At 67.8% G+C, this 20,959-nt stretch carries 18 protein-coding genes and 1 riboswitch; of the genes, 8 read left to right on the top strand and 10 right to left on the bottom strand.

Going from position 1 to position 20,959, the window contains the following annotated elements:
* The first annotated feature begins 192 nt into the window (after nucleotides 1-192).
* From dctP to LC066_RS11470, 3 genes are all read left to right on the top strand, one after another.
* Nucleotides 193-1,209 (top strand): TRAP transporter substrate-binding protein DctP, encoded by a 1,017-nt coding sequence (gene dctP, locus LC066_RS11480; RefSeq protein WP_224899022.1) that lies wholly within the window; start codon nucleotides 193-195, stop codon nucleotides 1,207-1,209.
* 84 nt (nucleotides 1,210-1,293) lie between these two features.
* Entirely contained in the window at nucleotides 1,294-1,785 is a 492-nt protein-coding gene (locus tag LC066_RS11475) for a TRAP transporter small permease (RefSeq protein WP_222478944.1), read from the top strand.
* A complete protein-coding gene (locus tag LC066_RS11470) occupies nucleotides 1,785-3,098 on the top strand; it encodes a TRAP transporter large permease (protein ID WP_224899020.1) in 1,314 nt (437 codons plus the stop codon). The genes LC066_RS11475 and LC066_RS11470 overlap by 1 nt, the downstream gene beginning before the upstream one ends.
* An 89-nt stretch (nucleotides 3,099-3,187) precedes the next feature.
* Here the strand turns inward: LC066_RS11470 and LC066_RS11465 are convergent, their stop codons facing one another.
* Nucleotides 3,188-3,922, bottom strand: a complete 735-nt coding sequence (locus tag LC066_RS11465; RefSeq protein WP_222478946.1) for a GntR family transcriptional regulator — start codon at nucleotides 3,920-3,922, stop codon at nucleotides 3,188-3,190.
* Between the two features lie 137 nt (nucleotides 3,923-4,059).
* Nucleotides 4,060-4,443 carry a hypothetical protein gene (locus LC066_RS11460; RefSeq protein ID WP_224899017.1) on the bottom strand — a complete coding sequence of 128 codons (384 nt, stop codon included), beginning with the start codon at nucleotides 4,441-4,443 and terminating at the stop codon, nucleotides 4,060-4,062.
* Between the two features lie 138 nt (nucleotides 4,444-4,581).
* Between LC066_RS11460 and LC066_RS11455 the strand changes: the two genes are divergently transcribed.
* Nucleotides 4,582-5,259 (top strand): Crp/Fnr family transcriptional regulator, encoded by a 678-nt coding sequence (locus LC066_RS11455; protein ID WP_224899015.1) that lies wholly within the window; start codon nucleotides 4,582-4,584, stop codon nucleotides 5,257-5,259.
* A gap of 188 nt (nucleotides 5,260-5,447) precedes the next feature.
* Entirely contained in the window at nucleotides 5,448-7,106 is a 1,659-nt protein-coding gene (locus LC066_RS11450) for a GMC family oxidoreductase (RefSeq protein ID WP_224899013.1), read from the top strand.
* A gap of 81 nt (nucleotides 7,107-7,187) precedes the next feature.
* Here LC066_RS11450 and LC066_RS11445 read toward each other — a convergent pair whose 3' ends face one another.
* From LC066_RS11445 to LC066_RS11435, 3 genes are all read right to left on the bottom strand, one after another.
* Entirely contained in the window at nucleotides 7,188-8,840 is a 1,653-nt protein-coding gene (locus LC066_RS11445; protein WP_224899012.1) for a GMC family oxidoreductase, read from the bottom strand.
* Between the two features lie 62 nt (nucleotides 8,841-8,902).
* Nucleotides 8,903-10,330, bottom strand: a complete 1,428-nt coding sequence (locus tag LC066_RS11440) for an aldehyde dehydrogenase family protein (protein ID WP_224899010.1) — start codon at nucleotides 10,328-10,330, stop codon at nucleotides 8,903-8,905.
* Between the two features lie 95 nt (nucleotides 10,331-10,425).
* Entirely contained in the window at nucleotides 10,426-11,343 is a 918-nt protein-coding gene (locus LC066_RS11435; RefSeq protein ID WP_222478958.1) for a helix-turn-helix domain-containing protein, read from the bottom strand.
* Nucleotides 11,344-11,589: 246 nt separating this feature from the next.
* Here LC066_RS11435 and LC066_RS11430 point away from each other — a divergent pair, with 246 nt between their 5' ends.
* Together LC066_RS11430 and LC066_RS11425 are read left to right on the top strand one after the other, a co-directional pair.
* On the top strand, nucleotides 11,590-12,114 hold the full coding sequence (locus tag LC066_RS11430) for a MarR family winged helix-turn-helix transcriptional regulator (protein ID WP_224899008.1): 525 nt from the start codon (nucleotides 11,590-11,592) through the stop codon (nucleotides 12,112-12,114).
* Nucleotides 12,115-12,124: 10 nt separating this feature from the next.
* A complete protein-coding gene (locus tag LC066_RS11425) occupies nucleotides 12,125-14,029 on the top strand; it encodes an FUSC family protein (RefSeq protein ID WP_224899006.1) in 1,905 nt (634 codons plus the stop codon).
* Here LC066_RS11425 and LC066_RS11420 read toward each other — a convergent pair.
* Complete coding sequence (locus tag LC066_RS11420; protein WP_224899004.1) at nucleotides 13,981-14,865, bottom strand: AraC family transcriptional regulator; 885 nt, start codon at nucleotides 14,863-14,865, stop codon at nucleotides 13,981-13,983. The genes LC066_RS11425 and LC066_RS11420 overlap by 49 nt on opposite strands.
* Before the next feature lie 58 nt (nucleotides 14,866-14,923).
* On the opposite strand from LC066_RS11420, the gene LC066_RS11415 reads away from it, so the two are divergent.
* A complete protein-coding gene (locus tag LC066_RS11415) occupies nucleotides 14,924-16,303 on the top strand; it encodes an SLC13 family permease (protein WP_224899002.1) in 1,380 nt (459 codons plus the stop codon).
* A 69-nt stretch (nucleotides 16,304-16,372) separates the two neighbouring features.
* On the opposite strand, the gene nrdF is transcribed toward LC066_RS11415, so the two are convergent.
* The 4 genes from nrdF to nrdH form a co-directional block, all read right to left on the bottom strand.
* On the bottom strand, nucleotides 16,373-17,347 hold the full coding sequence (nrdF, locus tag LC066_RS11410; RefSeq protein WP_222478967.1) for a class 1b ribonucleoside-diphosphate reductase subunit beta: 975 nt from the start codon (nucleotides 17,345-17,347) through the stop codon (nucleotides 16,373-16,375).
* 213 nt (nucleotides 17,348-17,560) lie between these two features.
* Nucleotides 17,561-19,693: a class 1b ribonucleoside-diphosphate reductase subunit alpha gene (gene nrdE, locus LC066_RS11405; protein ID WP_224899000.1), complete on the bottom strand. Its 2,133-nt coding sequence runs from the start codon at nucleotides 19,691-19,693 to the stop codon at nucleotides 17,561-17,563.
* Nucleotides 19,675-20,091 carry a class Ib ribonucleoside-diphosphate reductase assembly flavoprotein NrdI gene (gene nrdI / locus LC066_RS11400; RefSeq protein ID WP_224898996.1) on the bottom strand — a complete coding sequence of 139 codons (417 nt, stop codon included), beginning with the start codon at nucleotides 20,089-20,091 and terminating at the stop codon, nucleotides 19,675-19,677. The genes nrdE and nrdI overlap by 19 nt, the downstream gene beginning before the upstream one ends.
* 33 nt (nucleotides 20,092-20,124) lie before the next feature.
* Nucleotides 20,125-20,346, bottom strand: a complete 222-nt coding sequence (gene nrdH, locus LC066_RS11395; protein ID WP_085886652.1) for a glutaredoxin-like protein NrdH — start codon at nucleotides 20,344-20,346, stop codon at nucleotides 20,125-20,127.
* Nucleotides 20,347-20,444: 98 nt separating this feature from the next.
* Nucleotides 20,445-20,634: riboswitch (cobalamin riboswitch) on the bottom strand.
* Nucleotides 20,635-20,959: the final 325 nt, after the last annotated feature.

Raw genomic sequence — 20,959 nt, 5'->3', positions numbered from 1 at the left:
CTGAGAAATTGGGCCGCGTGCGACAGCACTCGGTGAGATTTTCGAAAGAAATCTCAATTGTGCAAAATAGGTTTTGACTCCCTCGCCCGGGCGGCAGGATCATCGACCTATCCCAAGGCCCCGTCCCGCCTGAGCGAGGCAGGGGCAACAAGCCGGACAACCGGCGTCTTACCCAACAGGAAAGAGAGACCCATGACCCACGAAAGCCGTCCCAGACGTCCGGCCCGCCCCGCAGGCCGTTTCGCCCTGGCCGCCCTCGCGGCCCTCGGCCTGCAGGCCGGTGCTGCCCAGGCCCAGGAAGTGCTGAAAGCCGTCAGCGCCTTCCCCGTGCCGATGTTCTGGACCCAGGATTTCCTGAACTTCGTCGACGAGGTGAACGAGACCGGCGAAGGCGTCGTCCAGATCCAGATGATGGGCGGCCCCGAGGTCTTCCCGCCGACCCAGCAGGTCGATGCGGTGGAACGTGGCATCGTCGACATCCAGTACGGCCCCTCGACCTATCACCTGGGCTCGGCGCCCGAGATCGACGCGCTGGTCGGCTCCAACGTGACGCCGGAAGTGGCGCGCGAAAGCGGCGGCTTCGACCTGATGCAGGACATCCTGCTGGAGCGTCTGGGCGTGCGACTGATGGCCCTTGGCCAGTCCGGCCTGCAGTTCCACATCTGGTCGGTGGACGAACCCACCGTGGGCGAGGATGGCAGCGTCGACATGAACGGCGCACGCCTGCGCTCGCAGCCGATCTACCAGGCCTTCTTCGAGAGCCTTGGCGCCGTGCCCGTTTCCGCCCCCGTGCCGGAGGTCTACACCGGGCTGGAACGTGGCACTTTCGACGGCATCGGCTGGCCGATCGCCGGCGTGACCGATATGTCCTGGGATAAGTACCTGAAATATCGCATTGATCCGGGCTTCTTCAACACCGACCTGGTGATCTTCATGAACCCCGAAAGCTATGAGGGCCTCAGCGAGGAGGCGCGCGAGATCATCGACGCCGCCGCCCTGAACTACGAGCTGACCTCGCGCGATCGCCTGGCCAGCGTGACGGCGGAGACCGACGCGGCAGTGCAGGAGGGCGGCATCGAGGTCATCACCCTGGAGGGCGAGGCGGCCCAGGCTTACCTCGACGGCGCCTATGGCTCCGCCTGGGACCGTCTGCAGGCCTCGGACAGCGCGCATTACGACGCCCTGCGCGATGCCTTCTACCAGGAATGATCGTCGGTTTTTGAGCTGACCCTGACGGGGGTGCGCCCAGGCAGCGCCCCCGTTCTCTTTCAAGACAACAGGACATCAAGACCCATGGCCAGGCTATACGACCGCGCCATCACGCTGCTGGCCGCCACCGGGGCGCTCAGTCTCCTCGGGATCACGTTGATGATCGTGGTGGACGTGGTGCTGCGCAACACCGGCTTTCGTCCCTTCCAGTCGACCAGCGCGCTTTCGGAATATGCCATGCTCTACTCGACCCTCTGCGCCGCCCCCTGGCTGGTGCGCGAGAACGGGCATGTGGCGATCACCGCCTTCACCTCGATGATGCCGACGCGGCTGTGTTTCGCCGTGTCGATGGCGGTGCAGATCCTGTCGGTGCTGGTGCTGGCCGTGCTGGCCTGGCGCGCGGGCGCCGTGGGCTGGGATCGTTATGCCGCCGGCAACATGGACATGCGGTCTGTCACCCTGCCGGGCTGGCTGCTCTACGCCTGGCTGTCGATGGGCCTGGCGCTGACCGCCGTCGAGTTCCTGCGCCTTGCGCTGCGCGGCCGGGTCTACACCGGCTCGGCGGGGGGCGCATGATGGAGTGGTATTCCGCCACCGCCCTCCTGCTGGGCGGCCTGCTGTTTCTGATGTTCCTCGGCATGCCCGTGGCCGTGGCCTTCCTGGCGATCAATACCCTGGGCGTGCTGGTCTTCATGGGTGGCTTCGGCGGCATCGACCAGCTGGTGTCGAACGCCACCGACTCGATCACCACCTTCTCGCTGGTGCCGGTGCCACTGTTCACCATCATGGGGGAGCTGCTGTTCCACACCGGCCTGGCGGTGCGGGTCTTCGACGCGCTGGACATGTGTTTCGGCCGCCTGCGCGGGCGGCTTAGCTACATGACCGTGGGGGGCGGCACGCTGTTCGCGACGCTCTCGGGCTCGTCGATGGCGAACACGGCGATGCTGGGTTCGACCCTGATGCCCGACATGCTGCGCCGGGGCTACAAGCCGCACCTCATCATGGGGCCGATCATCGCCACCGGGGGCGTCGCGATGATCATCCCGCCGTCCTCGCTGGCGGTTCTGCTGGGCTCGCTGGCACGGATCGACGTGGGCGGGTTGCTGATCGCGGGGCTGATCCCCGGGCTGATCCTGATGGCACTGTACGTCGCCGTGATCCGCATTTCCATCGCGCTGGACCCCGACGCCGCGCCCTCCTACGACGTCGATCGCCCGCCGCTGGCAACCGTCCTGCGCACCCTGGCGGTCAATGTGCTGCCGATGAGCCTCGTGGTCTTCTCGGTGATCGGGCTGATCCTGCTGGGCTGGGCGACGCCCACGGAATCCGCGGCCTTCGGCGCGGTGTCGGTGGGCGTGCTGGCGCTGTGCTATGGCAAGCTGTCGGTCGAGGTGCTGATGAAAGCGATGATGGGAACGCTGAAGGTCTCGGGCATGATGCTGATGATCATCATCGGCTCCACCACCTTCTCGCAGCTGCTGGCCTTTTCGGGGGCGTCCTCGGGCATGATCTCCTTCGCCACGGGGTTCGATCTGGGCCACTACGGGATGCTGGCTGCGATGCTGGCGGTGCTCATCGTGCTGGGCATGTTCATGGACCAGCTGTCGATCATGATGCTGACCCTGCCGATCTTCATCCCGCTGACCCAGATGTACGGGATCGACCCGGTGTGGTTCGGCGTCGCCATGCTGCTGGCACTGGAGATGAGCCTGGCAACGCCGCCCTTCGGCCTGCTGCTGTTCGTCATGGCGGGGGTGGCGCCCAAGGGCACGACGCTGGGCCAGATCGCACGCGCCGTGCTGCCCTACCTGGCCTGTTCGATCCTGCTGATCCTGGCCCTTGTGATTTGGCCCGGGCTGGCTACCTGGCTGCCCGGCATGATCCGCTAGCGCGGCAGCCGGCCCGCCGGAAACGACAAAGGCCCGCGCCAACAGCGCGGGCCTTTTGCATGGGGTGGGGCGCCGGTCAGGCGTCCCGATCAGGTCCCACGGTCGGTCTCATCCTCGCCCTTCAGCAGGCTCTCGATGATCTCGCCGGTGCGCCGGAACCCCTTGGCCATCAGCGCCACGGCGGCCTCTTCGTCCCGGGCCACGGCCCGTTCGGCGATCTCGCGATGCTCCGCCAGGTAGGATTTCTTCAGGAAGACATTGCCGCCCCTGGTGCTGAAATAGGGCCAGCGGTAGCGTTGCGTCTGATTGTAGAGCTGGGTGGAAAAGACCTTCATCCAGTTCGACCCGCTTTCGCTGACCAGCGCATGGTGGAAGGCGCGGTGGCGGTCCTCCAGCTGGTGCACCTGGTCCTCGGTCACCTCCGCGCCCAGTTCCAGGTTGCGTTCAAAGGCCCGCGACAGGGCATGGAAGGCGCCCATCACGCGGCCCTCCCAGTCGTCGTCGCCCCGGCGGATCGAGCGGCGGAAGGCCTCGCAGTCGATCAGGATGCGGGTGTCGATCGCATCCCACATCTCCTCCAGCGAGATCTCCGTCACACGGAAGCCGCGCGCGGCGTAGGAGACCACCAGCTGTTCGCTCTGCAGCCGGTTCAGCGCCTCCCGCAGGGGAGAGAAACTGAACCCGTAGCGTTCCTTCAGCGCCTGCAGGCGCAGCGGGCTGCCGGGGGCGAAATGGCCCTTCAGGATGTCCGAGCGGATGCTGTCATAGGCGAGCTGCCCCAGGGTCTGGTCAGGCTGGCGTTCGGTCAGGTTTTCAGACGCCATCGCGGGCCTCCCTTGCTGTCACGACAGAGTAACCGCCTGCCGCGACGGGTGAAATGCGAAAGCGCAGATTTTCGAAAGAATGGGCGAAGCGAACCGTCCGGGGCTTCCTCCGGCGGCGCTTTGTCAGGGGAGGCGCCTCAGGCGCTTTGCGGCACCGGCAGGACGGCGCGGATCATCTCGTCGCTGAAGGGGCGCAGCAGCATGAACCAGCCAAGGTCCAGCACCGCGTCCATGTCCGCCTCACCGGCGGTCAGGATCATGCGCGCACCGCGCGCGTGAAGGGTTTCGGCCAGCCCGATGTCCTGCAACTGGGCCAGGCGCATCTCCAGGAAGGCGGCCGCCAGCGCGGGTTCGGCCTCGATCGCCGCGGCGATCTCTTCGGGAGAGGTGACGTGCAGGACACGGCAGGGCCCATGGGCGCTCAGCGCATCGGCAATGTCCGTCGCGATCAGCAGATCGCCCTCCAACACGAGGTAGACCGGAAGGTCGGCAGCGCCGGCCCGGTCGGGGGAATAGGTCATGATTCTCCTTTCGTTATCCCCCCGTCTGGAACAACTTGGCTTCCGGCGCATTAAACTGTGACAAGTCTGAAGAGGATTAATGCCTTGGCGACCGATTGCCGTAACTGCCCGCTGCGCCCCCGCCCGCTGTTCGATGACATGTCAGAATCCGAACTGGCCTTCATGCGTAACTTCAAGACCGGAGAGCTGGAGGTCGAGGCCGGCGCGCAGCTGATGATGGAGGGCGCGAACGCCCCGCACCTGTATACCGCGCTTGAGGGTCAGGGCCTTCGTTACAAGACCCTGGAGACCGGGGAACGGCAGGTCATCAACTTCGTCCTGCCGGGCGATTTCATCGGCCTTCAGGCCGGGGTGATGAACGTGATGTACCACACGGTGGAGGCCACAACGCGCATGCGCCTGTGCGTCTTCAACCGGGCCGCGCTATGGTCGCTCTTCGAGGAACAGCCCGAACGGGCCTATGACCTGACCTGGCTTTCGGCTGTCGAGGAACGCTTCCTGGGGGAAAGCCTGGCCATGCTGGGACATATGAGCGCCGAACAGCGGATCGCCCGCGCCTTCCTGCGCCTGCAGGATCGCGGCACCGCCCTGGGGATGGTGAAGAACCGCGAGATGCCGCTGCCCTACCGCCAGCAGGACCTGGCGGATGCCCTGGGCCTGTCGCTGGTGCACACCAACAAGACGCTGAAATCCATGCGCGAACGCGGCCTGGCCGACTGGCGCAGCGGGGCGATGAAGATCCTCGATTATTCCGGCCTCTGCGAACTGGCCGAGATGGAGGAGGACCGCCCCATCACCACCCGCCCGCTGATCTGATCGCGCACGGTCCGACGGGCCGAGCGTTTCCCACGGCCCTTGGGATCCCTAATATGTCAGGGGGCAGTCTGGCCGACGTTGCGTCCCGGTGGCGGCCCAATCCCATACGGATGTCGACGGATGGCGTGCCCCGCGCCACTATCGCCCGCAGAGGCGCCCGGGGGAGGGGGCCGCTGTGGGAGGGAAAGATGGACTTCGACTACGTCATCGTCGGCGGCGGCTCCGCCGGGGCGACCCTGGCTGCGCGCCTGTCCGAGGACCCGGAACTGAGCGTCTGCCTGATCGAGGCCGGTGGGCGCGGCGACGGGATTCTGGTGCGGATGCCCGCCGGGGCGGTGGCCATGCTTCCGGGCTATGGCAAGATCAACAACTGGGCCTTTCACACCGTGCCCCAGCCCGGACTGAACGGGCGGCGCGGCTACCAGCCGCGGGGGCGCGGTTTGGGCGGATCCTCGGCGATCAACGCCATGCTTTACGTGCGCGGCCAGCGGCAGGATTACGACGGCTGGGCCGATCTGGGCTGCGAGGGCTGGGACTGGGACAGCGTGCTGCCCTGGTTCCGCCGCGCCGAGGGGCATGAGGACGGGGCCGATGCCTTTCACGGCGGTGACGGGCCCTTGCAGGTGTCGCACCAGAAGGCGCCGCGCCCGATCACCCGGGCCTTCATCGCGGCGGGGCAGGAATTGCAGCTGCGCGAGCGGGCCGATTTCAACACCGGCGACAACGAGGGGATCGGGCTGTTCCAGGTGACCCAGTTCCACGACCCCGCCCGCAATGGCGAGCGCTGTTCGGCGGCGGCGGCCTATCTGCACCCGGTCATGGGGCAGCGCGCCAATCTGACGGTGCTGACCGGCGCCCGGGCTCAGCGGATCCTGCTGCAGGGGCGCCGGGCGACGGGGGTCGAGATCCGGCGCGGGCGGCGGGTGCAGCAGATCCGCGCCCGGCGCGAGGTGATCGTGGCGGGCGGCGCCTTCGGCTCGCCCCAGCTTCTGCAACTGTCGGGCATCGGGCGGCCCGAGGACATCACCCCGCACGGCATCGAGATGCGGCACGAACTGCCGGGGGTGGGGCAGAACCTGCAAGACCATCTGGATTTCATCCTGGCCTGGAAAAGCCGCGACACCGATAATTTCGGCATCGGGCTGCGCGCCGGTGCCCGGCTGTTGCGCCACCTGGCGCGCTGGCGCCGCGACGGGCGGTCCATGGCCGCCACGCCCTTTGCCGAAGGCGCGGCCTTCTTCCGGTCGAGCCCGCAGGTGGACCGGCCCGATCTGCAACTGCATTTCGTCATCGCCATGGTCGACGATCATGTCCGGCGGCTGCATCTCGGCCATGGCTATTCCTGCCACGTCTGCGTGCTGCGTCCCCATTCGCGCGGGCAGGTCCGCCTGGCCTCGGGCGATCCGCTGGCCGATCCGCTGATCGACCCGGCCTATCTGTCGGACCGCCGCGATCTGGACCTGTTGATCGCGGGCGCCCGCCAGGCGCGGCAGCTGATGCTGGGCGCGCCCCTGGCCCCCTATCGCGAGCGCGAACTGCACGGGATGCACGACGACATGAGCGATGCCGAGTGGGAACAGCACATCCGCGCCCGGGCCGACACGATCTATCACCCCGTGGGCACCTGCCGCATGGGCGTGGACGAGGGCGCGGTGGTCGACCCGCAACTGCGGGTGCATGGGCTGCAGGGGCTGCGGGTGGTGGATGCCAGCGTCATGCCGACGCTCACTTCGGGCAATACCAACGCCCCCACGATCATGATCGCCGAACGCGCCGCCGCAATGATCCTGGCCGCCGCCCGGGGCGAGGACGACTGCGCCGGGCAGCAAGCCGCCCGCGCCTCCTGAACCGGGCTGGGGAAGTCCGGGCAAACGAAGTGGCCGGGCCGCATCCCGCGCCCGGCCCCTCGTTTCTGTTGATGCGGCGCCTCAGGCGCCCTTGATCATGTCGGCGGCCTTTTCTGCGATCATGATGACCGGGGCGTTTGTGTTGCCGGTGGTGACGAAGGGCATGATCGAGGCATCGACCACGCGCAGCCCCGCGACCCCATGCACCTTCAGCTCCGCATCGACCACGGCCATGTCGTCGCTGCCCATTTTGCAGGTGCCGCACTGGTGGTGATAGCTCATCACTGCCGAACGGGCATAGTCGGCCAGTTCTGCGTCGCTCTGCGCCTCGGGGCCGGGGTAGATCTCCCGCTTGATCCATTTCGACAGGGCGGGCTGTTTAGCGATCTCGCGGATCATCTTCACGCAGGCGACCAGGGTGTCGACATCATACTGGGTAGCCAGCACGTTGGGATCCAGCAGCACGCGGTCTTCGGGATCGGCGGAGGACAGACGCACCTCGCCGCGCGAGGTGGGCTTCACGCCGCCCGCGTTGAAGGTGAAGGCATTGGCCACGCTGGCGTCCTGCTCGGGGGCGTAATAGGGGCCGAAGAGGCCCAGGGGCTGCATGTCGGGTTCCGGCAGATCCGGCGAGGACTTGGCGAAGAGATGCGTGTGCAGCGGCGTCATGCCCATATGCGGGGGCGGGGGCACCTGGCCCTCGGCCTCCCAGGTGACGGGCAGCAGGGTGTGATCGTGCAGGTTCTGGCCGACGCCGGGCAGGGCGTGTTTCACCTCGATGCCCATCTCGCCCAGGTGGTCGACCGGGCCCACGCCCGACAGCATCAGGATGCGCGGGCTTTCGATGGCGCCGCCGCAGACGATCACCTCGGATGCGGCCGACACGGTGTGCATCTCGCCCGCCTGCATGTAGGTCACGCCGGTGGCGCGGCCGTCCTCGATCTCCACCCGATGCACGCGGGCATTGGTCATCAGCGTCAGGTTCGGCCGCTCCAGCGCCGGTTGCAGGAAGGCCACGGCGGTCGACTGGCGCTTGCCGTCGCGGGTGTTCAGATCGCAGAAGCCCACGCCCATCTGGTCGCCGGAGTTGCAGTCGGGGTTGTAGGCGTGCCCGGCCTGCACGGCGGCCTCGACCATGGCCTTGTTGATCTCATGCGGCTGGATTTCCGCCGTGACATGCAGCAGCCCGCCCTTGGCGTGCATGGGCGACGGGTCGCCCGAATAGTCCTCGGATTTCAGGAAGTAGGGCAGCACTTCGTCCCAGCTCCAGCCCGCGTTGCCCTGGGCCGCCCAACCATCATAGTCGGTGGCAGAGCCACGCACGTAGATCATGCCGTTCAGCGAAGAGGACCCGCCCAGGGTCTTGCCGCGCGGCCAGAACAGCTCGCGGTCCTGCGCATGGGCCTGGGGCACGGTCCAATAGGCCCAGTCATAGGGCGAATTCCACAGCTCGATCACCCGCATCGGCGTCCAGATCATGTCGGTGTCATCCGGCCCGCCGGCCTCCAGCAGCAGCACCGTCTTGCCTTCCTCGGTCAGCCGGTTGGCCAGCACGCAGCCCGCGCTGCCCGCCCCCACGATCACGTAGTCGAAGGTGCCGTCCTGCGCATGGGCCGGGTTCAGCGAGGCGCCAAGCGTGCCGGCGGCGGTGGTGATGACGCCCGTGGCCACGGCCATGTGGCCGATGAAGCTGCGCCGGGTCATGCCGTTCTGGGTCTTGTCCATCTTGGTCATTTTCGGATCCTGTTGGTCTGCCGGCCCGCGACGTGTCGGGCCGGTCTGTAAAGGGAAAGGCGTCAGGCGATGATCGTCTGGATGTCGGTGTAGGCGTTCAGGCCCTCTTGGCCGAATTCCACGCCGACGCCCGACATCTTGCGCCCGCCGAAGGGGGCATCGGGGCGGATCATGCCGTGCTGGTTGATCCAGACCGTGCCGCAATCCAGCCGCTTGGCGATCGCCTTGGCCGCCTCGACATCCGCCGACCAGACCGAGCCGCCCAGCCCGGTGGGCCCGGCGTTGGCCTTGGCGATCACCTCGTCCAGGTCGCGGTACTTGATGATCGGCAGGGCGGGGCCGAACTGTTCCTCGTCGACCAGGGCATCGCCGTTGTCGAGGCCGGAGATCAGCGTCAGCGGGAAGAACAGCCCCTCGCCCGGGGCGCCGCCGGTCAGCACGGTGCCCTTCTGCGCCGCATCCGCCACCAGCCGAGCGACCTTGTCGAACTGCATCTGGTTGGCGATGGGTCCCATCACAGAACCCTCGTCCAACCCGTCGCCCAGGGGGATGTTTTTCACATAGGCGGCAAAGGCCTCGCAGACGGCATCATGCACGTCTTCATGCAAGTAAAGGCGTTTCAGCGCGGCGCAGGTCTGGCCCATGTTGATGAAGGCCGACCAGAACAGACCTTCGGCGATTGCCGCAGGGTCCACGTCGGGCAGGACGATGCCCGCGTCGTTGCCGCCCAGTTCAAGCGTCATCCGCGTCATGTTGGGCGCGGCCGAGGCCGCCACCTTGCAGCCCGTGGCGGTGGAGCCGGTGAAGACGATCTTGTCGATGCCGCTGTGCCCCGAGATCAGGGCGCCCAGGTTGTCGGCGGTTTCGTCCGAGCAGACGACGTTGACCACGCCTGCGGGCAGGACCTCGTTCATCAGGGCGACGAAGCGCAGCGTCGACAGCGGCGTATAGGGCGAGGGTTTGGCGACCACCGTGTTGCCGGTGCGGATGGCGGGCAGGATGTGCCAGGTGGCGATCAGCACGGGCCAGTTCCACGGTGTGATCGAGCCCACGACACCGAGCGGCGGGCGGTGCATTTCGACCCGTTCCTTGTCGCTGTCCACCAGCACCTGCATCGGCGCCGACAGGGTGCCGGTGTAGTGGCTCCAAGCGCTGACGCCACCCATTTCGAACCGCGACCCGACGCCGCCCAGGGGCTTGCCCTGCTCCAGGGTGATCAGGCGGGCCAGTTCCTCGGCGTGCTCTTCCATCTTGGCGGCGATGGCATGGCAGGCGGCGGCACGGTCCGCGTCGGGCGTCGCGGCCCAGCCGGGGAAAGCGGCGCGGGCGGCAGCCACGGCATCCTCCAAGTGCGCGGCGGTGCCCTGGGGCGCGTGGCCGACCACGGCGCCGGTGGCGGGGTTGGTGACCGCGAAGGTGTCCTCGGTCGTGACCGGCTTGCCGCCGATGATCATCGGGTAGGGGCCGGGGGCGTCCTGATCCAGTGCCATTTGTGTAGTCCTCTGTCCTGCGGGGCGTTGTTGACCAGCAGGCTAGGGGCTGCGCGGGGCAGGGGTCTTGGGCGCAGGCGTCGCGGGCTTTGGCCCTATGCGTCACCCGGCGCGACGGTGGCGCCCGGCGCATGGCCGAAGCGGGCGCGGAAGACATGGTAGAAATGCGACAGATCGCCAAAGCCCATGTCCCAGGCCACGTCCGAGACGTTGCGCCCGCCGCGGTGTTCCAGCTGATGCCGCGCCTGGTCCAGCCGGGTCGCCAGGATGCGGTCGCGCGGCGTCTCGCCCAGGGGGGCGAAGGCGCGCTGCAACCGGCGCGGTGCCACGTCCAGCAGTTCGGCCAGGGCGCCGGGGCCAAAATCGGGGTCACGGTAATGCAGGTTGATCAGCGTCAGCGCCTGGCCCAGCAACCCGTCGGCGCGGGCATCGCGCCGGGTCTCGCCCCGCGCGGTATCCTGCAGCCAGGCCCCCACGAGCGACAGGAAGGCCTCGTCAATCTGCGGCGGGGTTTCCTCCTGCGCGCGCTGCAGCAGGGCCGTCATCGCTACCGCCAGGCTGTCCTCGCGCCGGATCGACAGCCCGCCGCGCGCAAGCGCGCCGAAGCGGCTGGTCATCTCGGCCCGTGGCAGGTGCACCGACAGCTGTTCCGCCGCCGCGCCTCCGAAATCGAACAGCGAGGGCAGGGCTGCGTCGGACAAGAACATGTCGCCCGCCCGCAGCGTCGTCTGGCGTTCCCCCTGCAGCATCTGCGCCTCGCCCCGGCGCTGCAGGGTCAGAACGAAATGATCGGCCTCGTCGCGGCGGATGGCGCGGGCATCGCGGCGCACCTCGCGGGCGGTCAGGGCGACTCGGGCAATCTCCAGCCCGCCGACACGGGCAAGGCCGGCGCGGGCCGCAAAGCCAGAGCCCCGGGGGCAGGGTTCGACGTGATAGGCGCCGCAGATCGACTTGATCCCGGCACGAAAGGCCTCGACATGGGCGAATTCCTGGGCAGCGATGGCGTCGCGCATGGGCTCACTCCGGCTTGATCCGGTGATCCTAGGCGGGGCGGCGGGCGGCGGGTAGCGTGCGGCTCGGTGAAAAGTCACATATTTTGCCGCGCTGCCGCTTGTTTGATCGACGCAATGCCATTTGCCGCGCTTCTGCGCGTCCGGCGGGGGCCGGGCGCTGCGGGGCGGCGGTTTGCGCCCAGGGCAAGGGTCGTATGCGTCAATATGATTTGCAGTCCAAATCATTTGTGGCGCAAGGAGTGGGGCATGAGCACAGATCCCTCGTCTCCTGACGCGCCCCGACCCGATGCGCCCCGCCATGATGCCCGCCCAGTGCGCGATCGCTTCGGCTTTCGCTTCGTCACCCTGGCCCGCGCCTGGCGGCGCGCGGTCGAACAGCAACTGGCCGAGGCCGGGCTGACCGATGCCACCTGGACGCCGCTGATCCACCTCGCCGAAAGCGGCGACGGCATCAGCCAGGTCGACCTGGCCCGCCGCGTGGGGCTGGACGCCTCCACCCTCGTGCGACTGATCGACATCCTCGAAGGGCGCGGGCTGGTGGAACGCGCCCCCGATCCCCGGGACCGCCGTGCGCGCCGCCTATTGTTGACCGCCGCGGGCCGGGCCGAGGTTGCCCGCATCCGCACCCGGGTGGGCGAGCTGGAAGAGGTCCTTCTGGCCGACCTCGACGATGCCACGCTGGAGCGGATGTGTGACGGTATGGAGCGGATCGAGAGCCGCCTCTCCGCCGTCCTCGCCGCGCCCGGCTCCGTCTCTTCCGCAACCGACTGACCGCCGCATCATGCATGACCTTCTGACCCGCCTGGGCTTCGACGCCCCCCGCACCCTGTTTTCCGCCCGGACCGCCGTGGCGGTCTGCATCGCCTTCCTGCTGGCCTGGGGGCTGGGGCTGGAGCATCCGCAATGGGCCGGCATGACCGTTTGGGCCGCGGCCCAACCCTTGCGCGGCCAGCTGTTGGAGAAGAGCCTGTTCCGCCTGCTGGGCACGATCAGCGGCACCGCCGTGGGCATTCTGCTGGTGCTGGGGATGCAGGTGCATCCGGCGATCCTGGTGGCGGGCCTGGCGGCCTGGGTGGGCGCCTGCACGGCCATCGGCAACTTGCAACGCGGTTTCGTGGCCTATGCCACGGTGCTGGCGGGCTACACTGCCGCCATGGTGGCGCTTTTGGACACCGGGCACCCCGACCAGGTGCTGGCGCTTGGGGCGGACCGGCTGGCGACGGTGCTGACCGGGGTGCTGACCGCCTCCCTCGTCGGCCTGCTGTGGACGCCGGCGGCCAACGGTGCCGACCTGCGTGCCACCATCGCGGAACTGCTGGCCGACCTGCTGGAGCATGTGGCCCAGGGGCGGCGCGCGGCCCATGGCGCGAGTGAGGCCGATGCCGCGCTGCTGGCGCGGATCGCGGCCCTGGATGACGCTCTGGAGCCCCATGGCGCGGGCCATCCCCGCGCCCGGGCCCGGACCCGGGCGGCGCGTTCGCTGCTGCTGTCGGCGATGTCGTTGCTGTTCACCGGGCCTGCCGTGCCGCGACCGGCGACCGCTGCGGCCCTGTCGAAGGCGGCGCAGGCCCTTCGCCACGGCAATGCGGGCCGGGCGGCACAGGCCCTCACCCCGGGGCTGCAGGCCCTGCCACCCGAGGCGGAGGCCCATGCCAACCTCACCGCGCTGCAGGCCGCCCTGTCTGGCTGGGCGACAGCGCCCGACGCCGCCGTGCCCGATGGTGACGCCGCCGCCGGCTATCCGGTGATCCCGCATCGCGACCGCCCCGGCGCGACCCAGGCGGGCCTGCGCGCGGGCGGCACGCTGCTGCTCTTCGGTCTGCTGTGGATGCTGACGGGCTGGACGGCGCTTGGCTACATGCTTCTGGGATTGTCGGTGATGACCTCGCTCTTCTCCACCTTCGAGAACCCGGCAGGGATGATGCGCTTCGTCTTCCTGGGTCAGTGCCTCGGGGTGCTGGGCGCGCTGGTGATCCGCTGGCTTGTCTGGCCCTGGGCCGGGACGGAATTGCAGCAGGTGCTGATGGTGCTGCCCTTCATCCTGCTGGGGCCGCTTCTGGTGGGGCACCGGCGCACGGTCGCGGTGGCCTTCGACTACAACATGGTGATGTTGCTGTTGCTGCACCCCGGTCTGCCGCTGACGGGCAGCTTCGGTGCCTCGCTGGCCTCCGGTGCGGCTGTGGTGGCGGCGCCTCTGGCGGCCTTCGGCGCCTATCGCTGGGTCTTCCCCGCTTCGGCCCGCCGGCGCAGCGCCGCCCTGATCCGCGCCATGCTGGAGGACATCGCGGCCATTGCCGCCGCCCCTGGCGCCGTTGCCCGGCCGCTGCACTGGCGGGCGCGGATGTACCATCGCCTGCTGCGGCTGCTGCGCCTGACCCAGCATTCCGCCCCCCTGCGGGCAGAGGCGCTGGCCAGCGCCGAGGCGCTGATGGAGCTGGGCCGGGCCGTCACCCTGTGCCACCGTCTGATGGCGGACGAAGGGCTGGACCCCGGCGCCCGCCGCGCGGTCTCGCTGGCGCTGGCGCGCAGCCGGGCGCTGGTCCAGCGACCCGAGCGGGTGGCGGGAGCCTATGACCGGCTGGCCCGCCGTCTGGGTGGTGAAACGGGCGCGCTGATGGCCCGCACGGCGCGGGCGCTTCAGGCGTTGCCGATCCCCGATGGCGGCCCGGACCGACGCACTGCCTGACCTGCGCCGGTCATCCGGCGCCGCGCCTGTTGCGGTGGTGCGCCCAGGGTCCGGCGGAAGGCGGCGATGAAGGCCGAGGACGAGCCATATCCCAGCGTCGCCGCCACCTCGGCGCTGCTCTGCCCCTGGTCCAGCGCCTGCATGGCCACCAGCATCCGCTGTCGCGTGCGCCATTGCCGGTAGCTCAGCCCGGTTTCCTCGCGAAAGAGCCGCGCCAGGCTGCGTTCGCTGCTGCCGGCCACCTCGCGGGCCAGCTCGCCCAGACCGCGCGGTTCGGCCGGGGTGCGGTTCAGGTGCCGGGTCAGCCGGACGAGCCGTGGGTCGCGGCCCCCCGGCAGGCCCAGATCACTGACCTCCAGCCGGGCGATCTCGTCGATCAGCGCCAGCCCCAGCCGTTGCCATTCCGGGCCGGCGGAGCCGTTGCGCCCGGCCTCCGACAGCCGCGCCGCCATCTCGCGCAGCAGGGGCGTCAGGCGCAGGACGCGGCAGGCCGTTTCAGCCCGCGCGGCCCCGGCATGGGCCGGGTCGATGAAGGCGTTGCAGGTCTCCATGTCGGTTTCGCTGCTCAGCGCATGGTCCAGCCCGCCGGGCACCCAGGCGCAATGGCCCGAAGGGACGATCCACGTGTCGCTGCCCGCCTCCAGCCGCATGACGCCCGACAGGATCATGATCAGCTGCGCGCGAGGGTGGGCATGGGGCATCACCCGGCGCCCGGCCTCGATCGGCCGGCCATGGGCGGTGACAGGGCGCGCCGGATCCACCAGCGCCCCGGGGCTGTCACCGCGCAAGAGTGGCCGAAACTCTACATCCTTGGACATGATGTATTGATAGATCATCCATCCGGGCCAGTCTAGAACCGGGGGGCTGCCGATCCCGACACGAGGTGCCGCCCTGATGACGCTGTTCAAGAATGCCCTGGTGGCGCTGATCGCCCTCCTCGCCCTGACCCTGGCGCTGGCCAACCCGATGGGCCTGCCAGCGGTACAGGCCCGCACCCTGGGCCTGGTGCTGTTCACCCTGTCGCTCTGGGGCACGGGAGTGGTGCCGGGCTACCTGGCCAGCCTGACCTTCCTGACCGGCGTGGTGATCCTGGAGCTGGCCCCGCCCGAGGCGGCCTTCTCCGGTTTTACCTCGCAAGCCATGTGGTTGATCGTGTCGGGCTTCGTCATCGGCGAGGCGATCCGCAGCTCGGGCCTTGGTCACCGGCTGGCCTTCGCCATCGGCCCGCACCTCAGCCGCAGCTACGGCGTGCTTCTGCTTGGGCTGATGGGGTTGGCGATGGTGCTGGGCTTCCTCATGCCCTCGTCGCTGGGCCGCGCGGTGGTGCTGATGCCCGTGGGCATGGCGCTGGCCGAACGGCTGGGCTTCGACAAGGGATCGAACGGGCGGATCGGCATCGCTCTGATCATCGCCTTCGGCTCTCACATGGCGGGCTACGGGGTGCTGCCGTCGAACATCCCCAACGTGGTGCTGGCGGGGTCTGTCGAACGGATCTACGGGCTGCGCCTGGGCTATGCGGAGTGGTTGTCGCTGCACTACCCAGTGCTGGGTCTGCTGAAGGGGCTGGTCATCACCTGGCTGGTGGCGCGGCTCTACCCCGCGCGGGTGGCCGAGCTGGGGGAGGCCAGCGACGACAACACGTCCGAGGAGAGCTCCGCGCGCCAGATCTGGCTGCTGGCGGTGCTACTGGCGACCCTGGGCTTCTGGATGACCGATACGCTGCACGGCATCAGCCCGGCCTGGATCGGCATGGCGGCTTCCATCGTGCTGCTGCTGCCGCGCGTGGGCTTCCTCTCGCCGCCGGACTTCCGCCGCTCCAGTGATTTCGCGACGCTGCTCTTCGTCTCGGGCGCGCTCGGCCTGGGCGCGGTGGTGAAGGACAGCGGGCTGGGCGAGGTGATCGCCCATGCCGCCGTGCGCCTGCTGCCGCTGGCCGAAGGGCAGGACTTCCTGAACTACCTGTCGCTGTCGGGGCTTTCGATGGTCACCGGCGTCTTCACCACGATCCCCGGCGTGCCGGCGGTGCTGACCTCGCTGGCGGGCGAGCTGTCGGAGGCGACGGGCCTGACGCTGGACGCGGTGGTGATGACCCAGGTGGTTGGCTTCTCGACGGTGATCTTCCCCTACCAGGCAGGGCCGCTGATCGTGGCCATGGGGCTGGCGGGGGAAAGCCTGTCGCACCTGCTGCGCATGACCCTGGCACTGACACTGGTCACGGTGGTGGCGCTGATCCCGCTGAACTACCTGTGGTGGCAGGTGATGGGGATGTTCTGACCCCGCTGGGTCTGCGTATGAAAAAGGGGCCGCGTGGGCCCCTTCTTGCTGTCTGACTGGCAGGTGGGATCAGAAATCCCAGTCCTCGTCCTCGGTCGCCACGGCGCGGCCGATGACGTAGGAGGAGCCGGAGCCGGAGAAGAAGTCGTGGTTCTCGCTGTCGGGGCTCAGCGCCGCCAGGATCGCCGGGTTCACCTCCGCCGCCTCGGGCGGGAACAGCGCCTCGAAGCCCAGGTTCTGCAGCGCCTTGTTGGCGTTGTAATGCAGGAAGACCTTCACCTCTTCGGTCAGGCCGATGTCATCGTAGAGCTCTTCGGTATAGCGGCTCTCGATGTCATAGAGCTCGAACAGCAGGTTGAAGGCATAGTCCTTCAGCTCCTGCCGGCGGGCCTCGGTCTGGGTCTCCATCCCGCGCTGGAACTTGTAGCCGATGTAATAGCCGTGCACCGCCTCGTCGCGGATGATCAGGCGGATCAGGTCGGCGGTATTGGTCAGCTTGGCGCGGCTGGACCAGTACATCGGCAGATAGAAGCCCGAGTAGAACAGGAAGCTTTCCAAGAAGACGGAGGCGATCTTGCGCTTCAGCGGGTCGGCGCCGGGCGCGTAGGTCTCCAGCACGGCGCGGGCCTTGGCCTGAAGATGCGGGTTTTCCTCGGACCAGCGGAAGGCTTCGTCGACCTCCTTGGTCGAACACAGCGTGGAGAAGATCGAGGAGTAGCTGCGCGCGTGCACGGCCTCCATGAAGGCCACGTTGGACAGCACCGCCTCTTCATGGGGGGTGATCGCGTCGGCCATCATCGCGGGGGCGCCCACGGCGTTCTGGATCGTGTCCAGCAGGGTCAGCCCGGTGAAGACGCGGATCGTCAGCGTCTGTTCCTCGGGGGTCAGCGTGGCCCAGGATTGCACGTCGTTGGACAGCGGCACCTTCTCGGGCAGCCAGAAGTTCACCGTCAGACGGTTCCAGACCTCAAGGTCCTTGTCGTCCTGCAACCGGTTCCAGTTGATCGCGCGCGGAATCGCGATGCGCTGTGCGTCGTCTTTCATCTCGCCCATCCTCTCGGCGGTGGCGGCGCGGGGGCCGCCCGGGAAATTCAGGCCCGGCGCAAGGCGCGCCCAGGCGGGGGAGGGGGCGCTGCCCCCGTCTCCGTACCGGAGACTCCCCCGGAGTATTTTCTGCTGCCGGATGAAATGGGCGCGGTGCCCCTGCTCATCCGACAGCCTGAAATACTCCGGGGTGCGGGGCAGAGCCCCGCCGGCTCAGAGCGTGCAGCTCACGCAGCCCTCGACCTCGGTGCCTTCCAGCGCGGCCTGGCGCAGGCGGACGTAGTAGATCGTCTTGATGCCCTTCTTCCAGGCGTAGATCTGGGCGCGGTTGATGTCGCGGGTGGTCGCCTCGGCGGGGAAGAACAGCGTCAGCGACAGGCCCTGGTCCACGTGTTCCGTGGCCGCGGCATAGGTGTCGATCAGCTTTTCCGGGCCAATCTCGTAGGCGTCGCGATAATACTCCAGGTTCTCGTTGTTCATGAAGGCGGCCGGGTAGTAGACGCGGCCGATCTTGCCTTCCTTGCGGATCTCGATCTTCGACACGATCGGGTGGATCGAGGAGGTCGAATTGTTGATGTAGGAGATCGAGCCCGTCGGCGGCACCGCCTGCAGGTTCCGGTTGTAGAGCCCGTCCTTCATCACCGCCTCGCGCAGCGCGGCCCAGTCGTCCCGGGTGGGCAGTTCGTGGCCGAAACGCTTGAACAGCGCCCGCACGGTCTCGCTTTCGGGCAGCCAGTCGCGGGTGACGTATTTCTCGAAGAACGACCCGTCGGCATAGTCGGAGTTTTCGAAGCCCTTGAAGCTTTCGCCCTTCTCGCGGGCCAGCGCGTTGGAGGCGCGGATTGCGTGATAGGCCACGGCGGCGAAATAGGCCGAGGTGAACTCGATCCCTTCCGGGCTGCCGTAGTGGATGTGCTCGCGCGCCAGGAAGCCGTGCAGGTTCATCTGGCCGAGGCCGATGGCGTGGCTTTCGTCATTGCCGCGGCGGATCGAGGGGACGCTGTCGATGGCGGACATTTCCGACACCGCCGTCAGCGCCCGGATCGCCGTGCCGACGCTGCGGCCCAGGTCGCCACCATCCATCGTCTTGGCGATGTTCAGCGAGCCGAGGTTGCAGGAAATGTCGGTGCCCAGGTGATCGTAGCCCAGATCCTCGCGAAAGGTGGAGGCCTCGGCCACCTGCAGGATTTCCGAGCAGAGGTTCGACATGGTGATGCGCCCCTCGATCGGGTTCGCCTTGTTCACCGTGTCCTCGAACATGATGTAGGGATAGCCCGACTCGAACTGGATCTCCGCCAGAGTCTGGAAGAAGTCGCGCGCGTTGATCTTCTTCTTGCGGATGCGCTTGTCCTCGACCATCTCCTCATATTTCTCGGTGACCGAGATTTCCGAGTAGGGGACGCCGTAGACCTTTTCGACGTCATGGGGCGAGAAGAGGTACATCGGCTCGTTGCGCTTCGCCAGCTCGAAGGTGATGTCGGGGATCACCACGCCCAGGGACAGCGTCTTGATGCGGATCTTCTCATCCGCGTTCTCCCGCTTGGTGTCGAGAAAACGCAGGATGTCGGGGTGGTGCGCGTTCAGGTAGACCGCGCCGGCCCCCTGACGGGCGCCCAGCTGGTTGGCGTAGGAGAAGGAGTCCTCCAGGAGCTTCATGATCGGAATGACGCCCGAGGACTGGTTCTCGATCCCCTTGATGGGCGCGCCATGCTCTCGGATGTTGGTCAGCATCAGGGCCACGCCGCCACCGCGCTTCGACAGCTGCAGGGCCGAGTTGATGCCGCGGCCGATGCTTTCCATGTTGTCTTCCAGCCGCAGCAGGAAGCAGGAGATCAGCTCACCCCGGCTCTTCTTGCCGGCGTTGAGGAAGGTGGGCGTGGCAGGCTGGAAGCGGCCCGACAGGATCTCGTCCATGAAGGACATGGCCAGCGCCTCGTCGCCGCGTGCCAGCGCCAGGGCGCACATCACCACGCGGTCCTCGTAGCGTTCGAGGTAGCGTTTCCCGTCGCGGGTCTTCAGCGTGTAGCTGGTGTAGTACTTGAAGGCGCCGAGGAAGGTGGGGAAGCGGAACTTCTTCTTGTAGGCGGCGTCCCAGATCTTCGCCAGGAAGTCGGCCGGGTAGGCCTCCAGCACTTCGCGCTCGTAATAGCCTTCATCGACCAGGTAGCCCAGCTTCTCGTCCAGCGAGTGGAAGAAGACGGTGTTCTGGTTCACGTGCTGCAGGAAGTACTGCCGCGCGGCCTTGCGGTCGGCGTCGAAGCGGATGTTGCCCTCTGCATCGTAGAGGTTCAGCATCGCGTTCAGCGCATGGTAGTCGAGCGTTTCGCTCACGCGGTCATCAAGCATTCGGTCCCCCAGAACTTGCTCAGCCCCTCACGAACCCGGGCCAGGTCGGCCGTGGTCCCGGCCAGTTCGAACTTGTACATCAGCGGCACGTTGCACTTGGCCGCGATCACGTCACCGGCCATCCCGTAGAAACGGCCGAAATTACGGTTGCCGGTGGCGATGACGCCGCGCAGGCGGGCGCGGTGTTCCGGCGCGTTTAGGAAACGGATCACCTGTTTCGGCACCGCTCCCCGGCCTTCGCCATCGGCATAAGTGGGGCAGATCAGCACGTAGTCGTCCGGCAGCTCTGGCAGCGCCTCCTTGGGCGACACGGGGATGCGGGCGGCGGCCAGGCCGAGCTGGCCGATGAACCGCGCCGTGTTGCCGGAAGCAGAGCTGAAATAGACGAGACCGGGCATGATCCGCCCCTCCTGGATGTCAGCGGGTGGCGATCAGACCAGACGGCCGATCAGGTCGGGACGGAAGCCGGACCAGTGGTCGTCACCGGCGATGACGACAGGCGCCTGGCGGTAGCCCAGCTCGGTCACGCGGGTCATCGCCTCGGCGTCCTCGGTCAGGTCGACCAGAGCATAGTCGATGCCCTTGGCCTCCAGGGCGCGGGTGGTAGCGGTGCATTGCACGCAGGCGGGCTTCGAGTAGACGGTGACGGTCATCTGCATCCTCAATCTCTTGTCGCGAAGGGCAGAAGACGTCAGGCCACGCGGGCCGATGGCCTGCGCCGCAAAGACGTATCCCGAACCCTCCGTTCGGCTCATCCAAAGTCGCTATCGGCAGGTCTCCTGGCTCGCGGGTAGACGCGTGGCCGACCTTCCCGGGGCTTGTCCCCCAGTGGCGCGTCCGGCCGTGCTGTCCGCTTACAGTTGCGGGGGCAGCCCCGGATTTGCACCGGGTTCCCTCTTGATGTCCGACAGGGCCGGACAACCGAATAGCTACCCGATCTTGTGTGCCTTTCGGCAAAAACTGTCAATATATGGTTTCCGCAAAAGCGGCCTTCGGGAGATACGACATGGGATGGAGCCGGGCGGAAGCGCCCGTTTTTCAGGGGCTTCGCTGCCGCGTCCGCCGTGCGTTTTTTTTCGGCACCTATTTCGCACCCAAAAGAGGGTGGGGGCGCTTCGTCACGCCGCAGCGGATGCTGACCGGGCAGGAGCTGGCTCTGCGCGCTCAAGGTCCCTCAGCCCGTAAAACGGCCCGGTAAAACTCCCGATCGTGGCGCCCGGGGATCACGATGCCACCGGTGCGCGGTAAGGCGTCGGTGTCCCGGCG

Source organism: Pseudooceanicola marinus, from assembly GCF_020177265.1.
GTDB lineage: Bacteria > Pseudomonadota > Alphaproteobacteria > Rhodobacterales > Rhodobacteraceae > Pseudooceanicola > Pseudooceanicola marinus_A.
The sequence above is the reverse complement of the archived record's forward strand: the minus strand, read 5'-3'. Positions and strand labels throughout refer to the sequence as shown.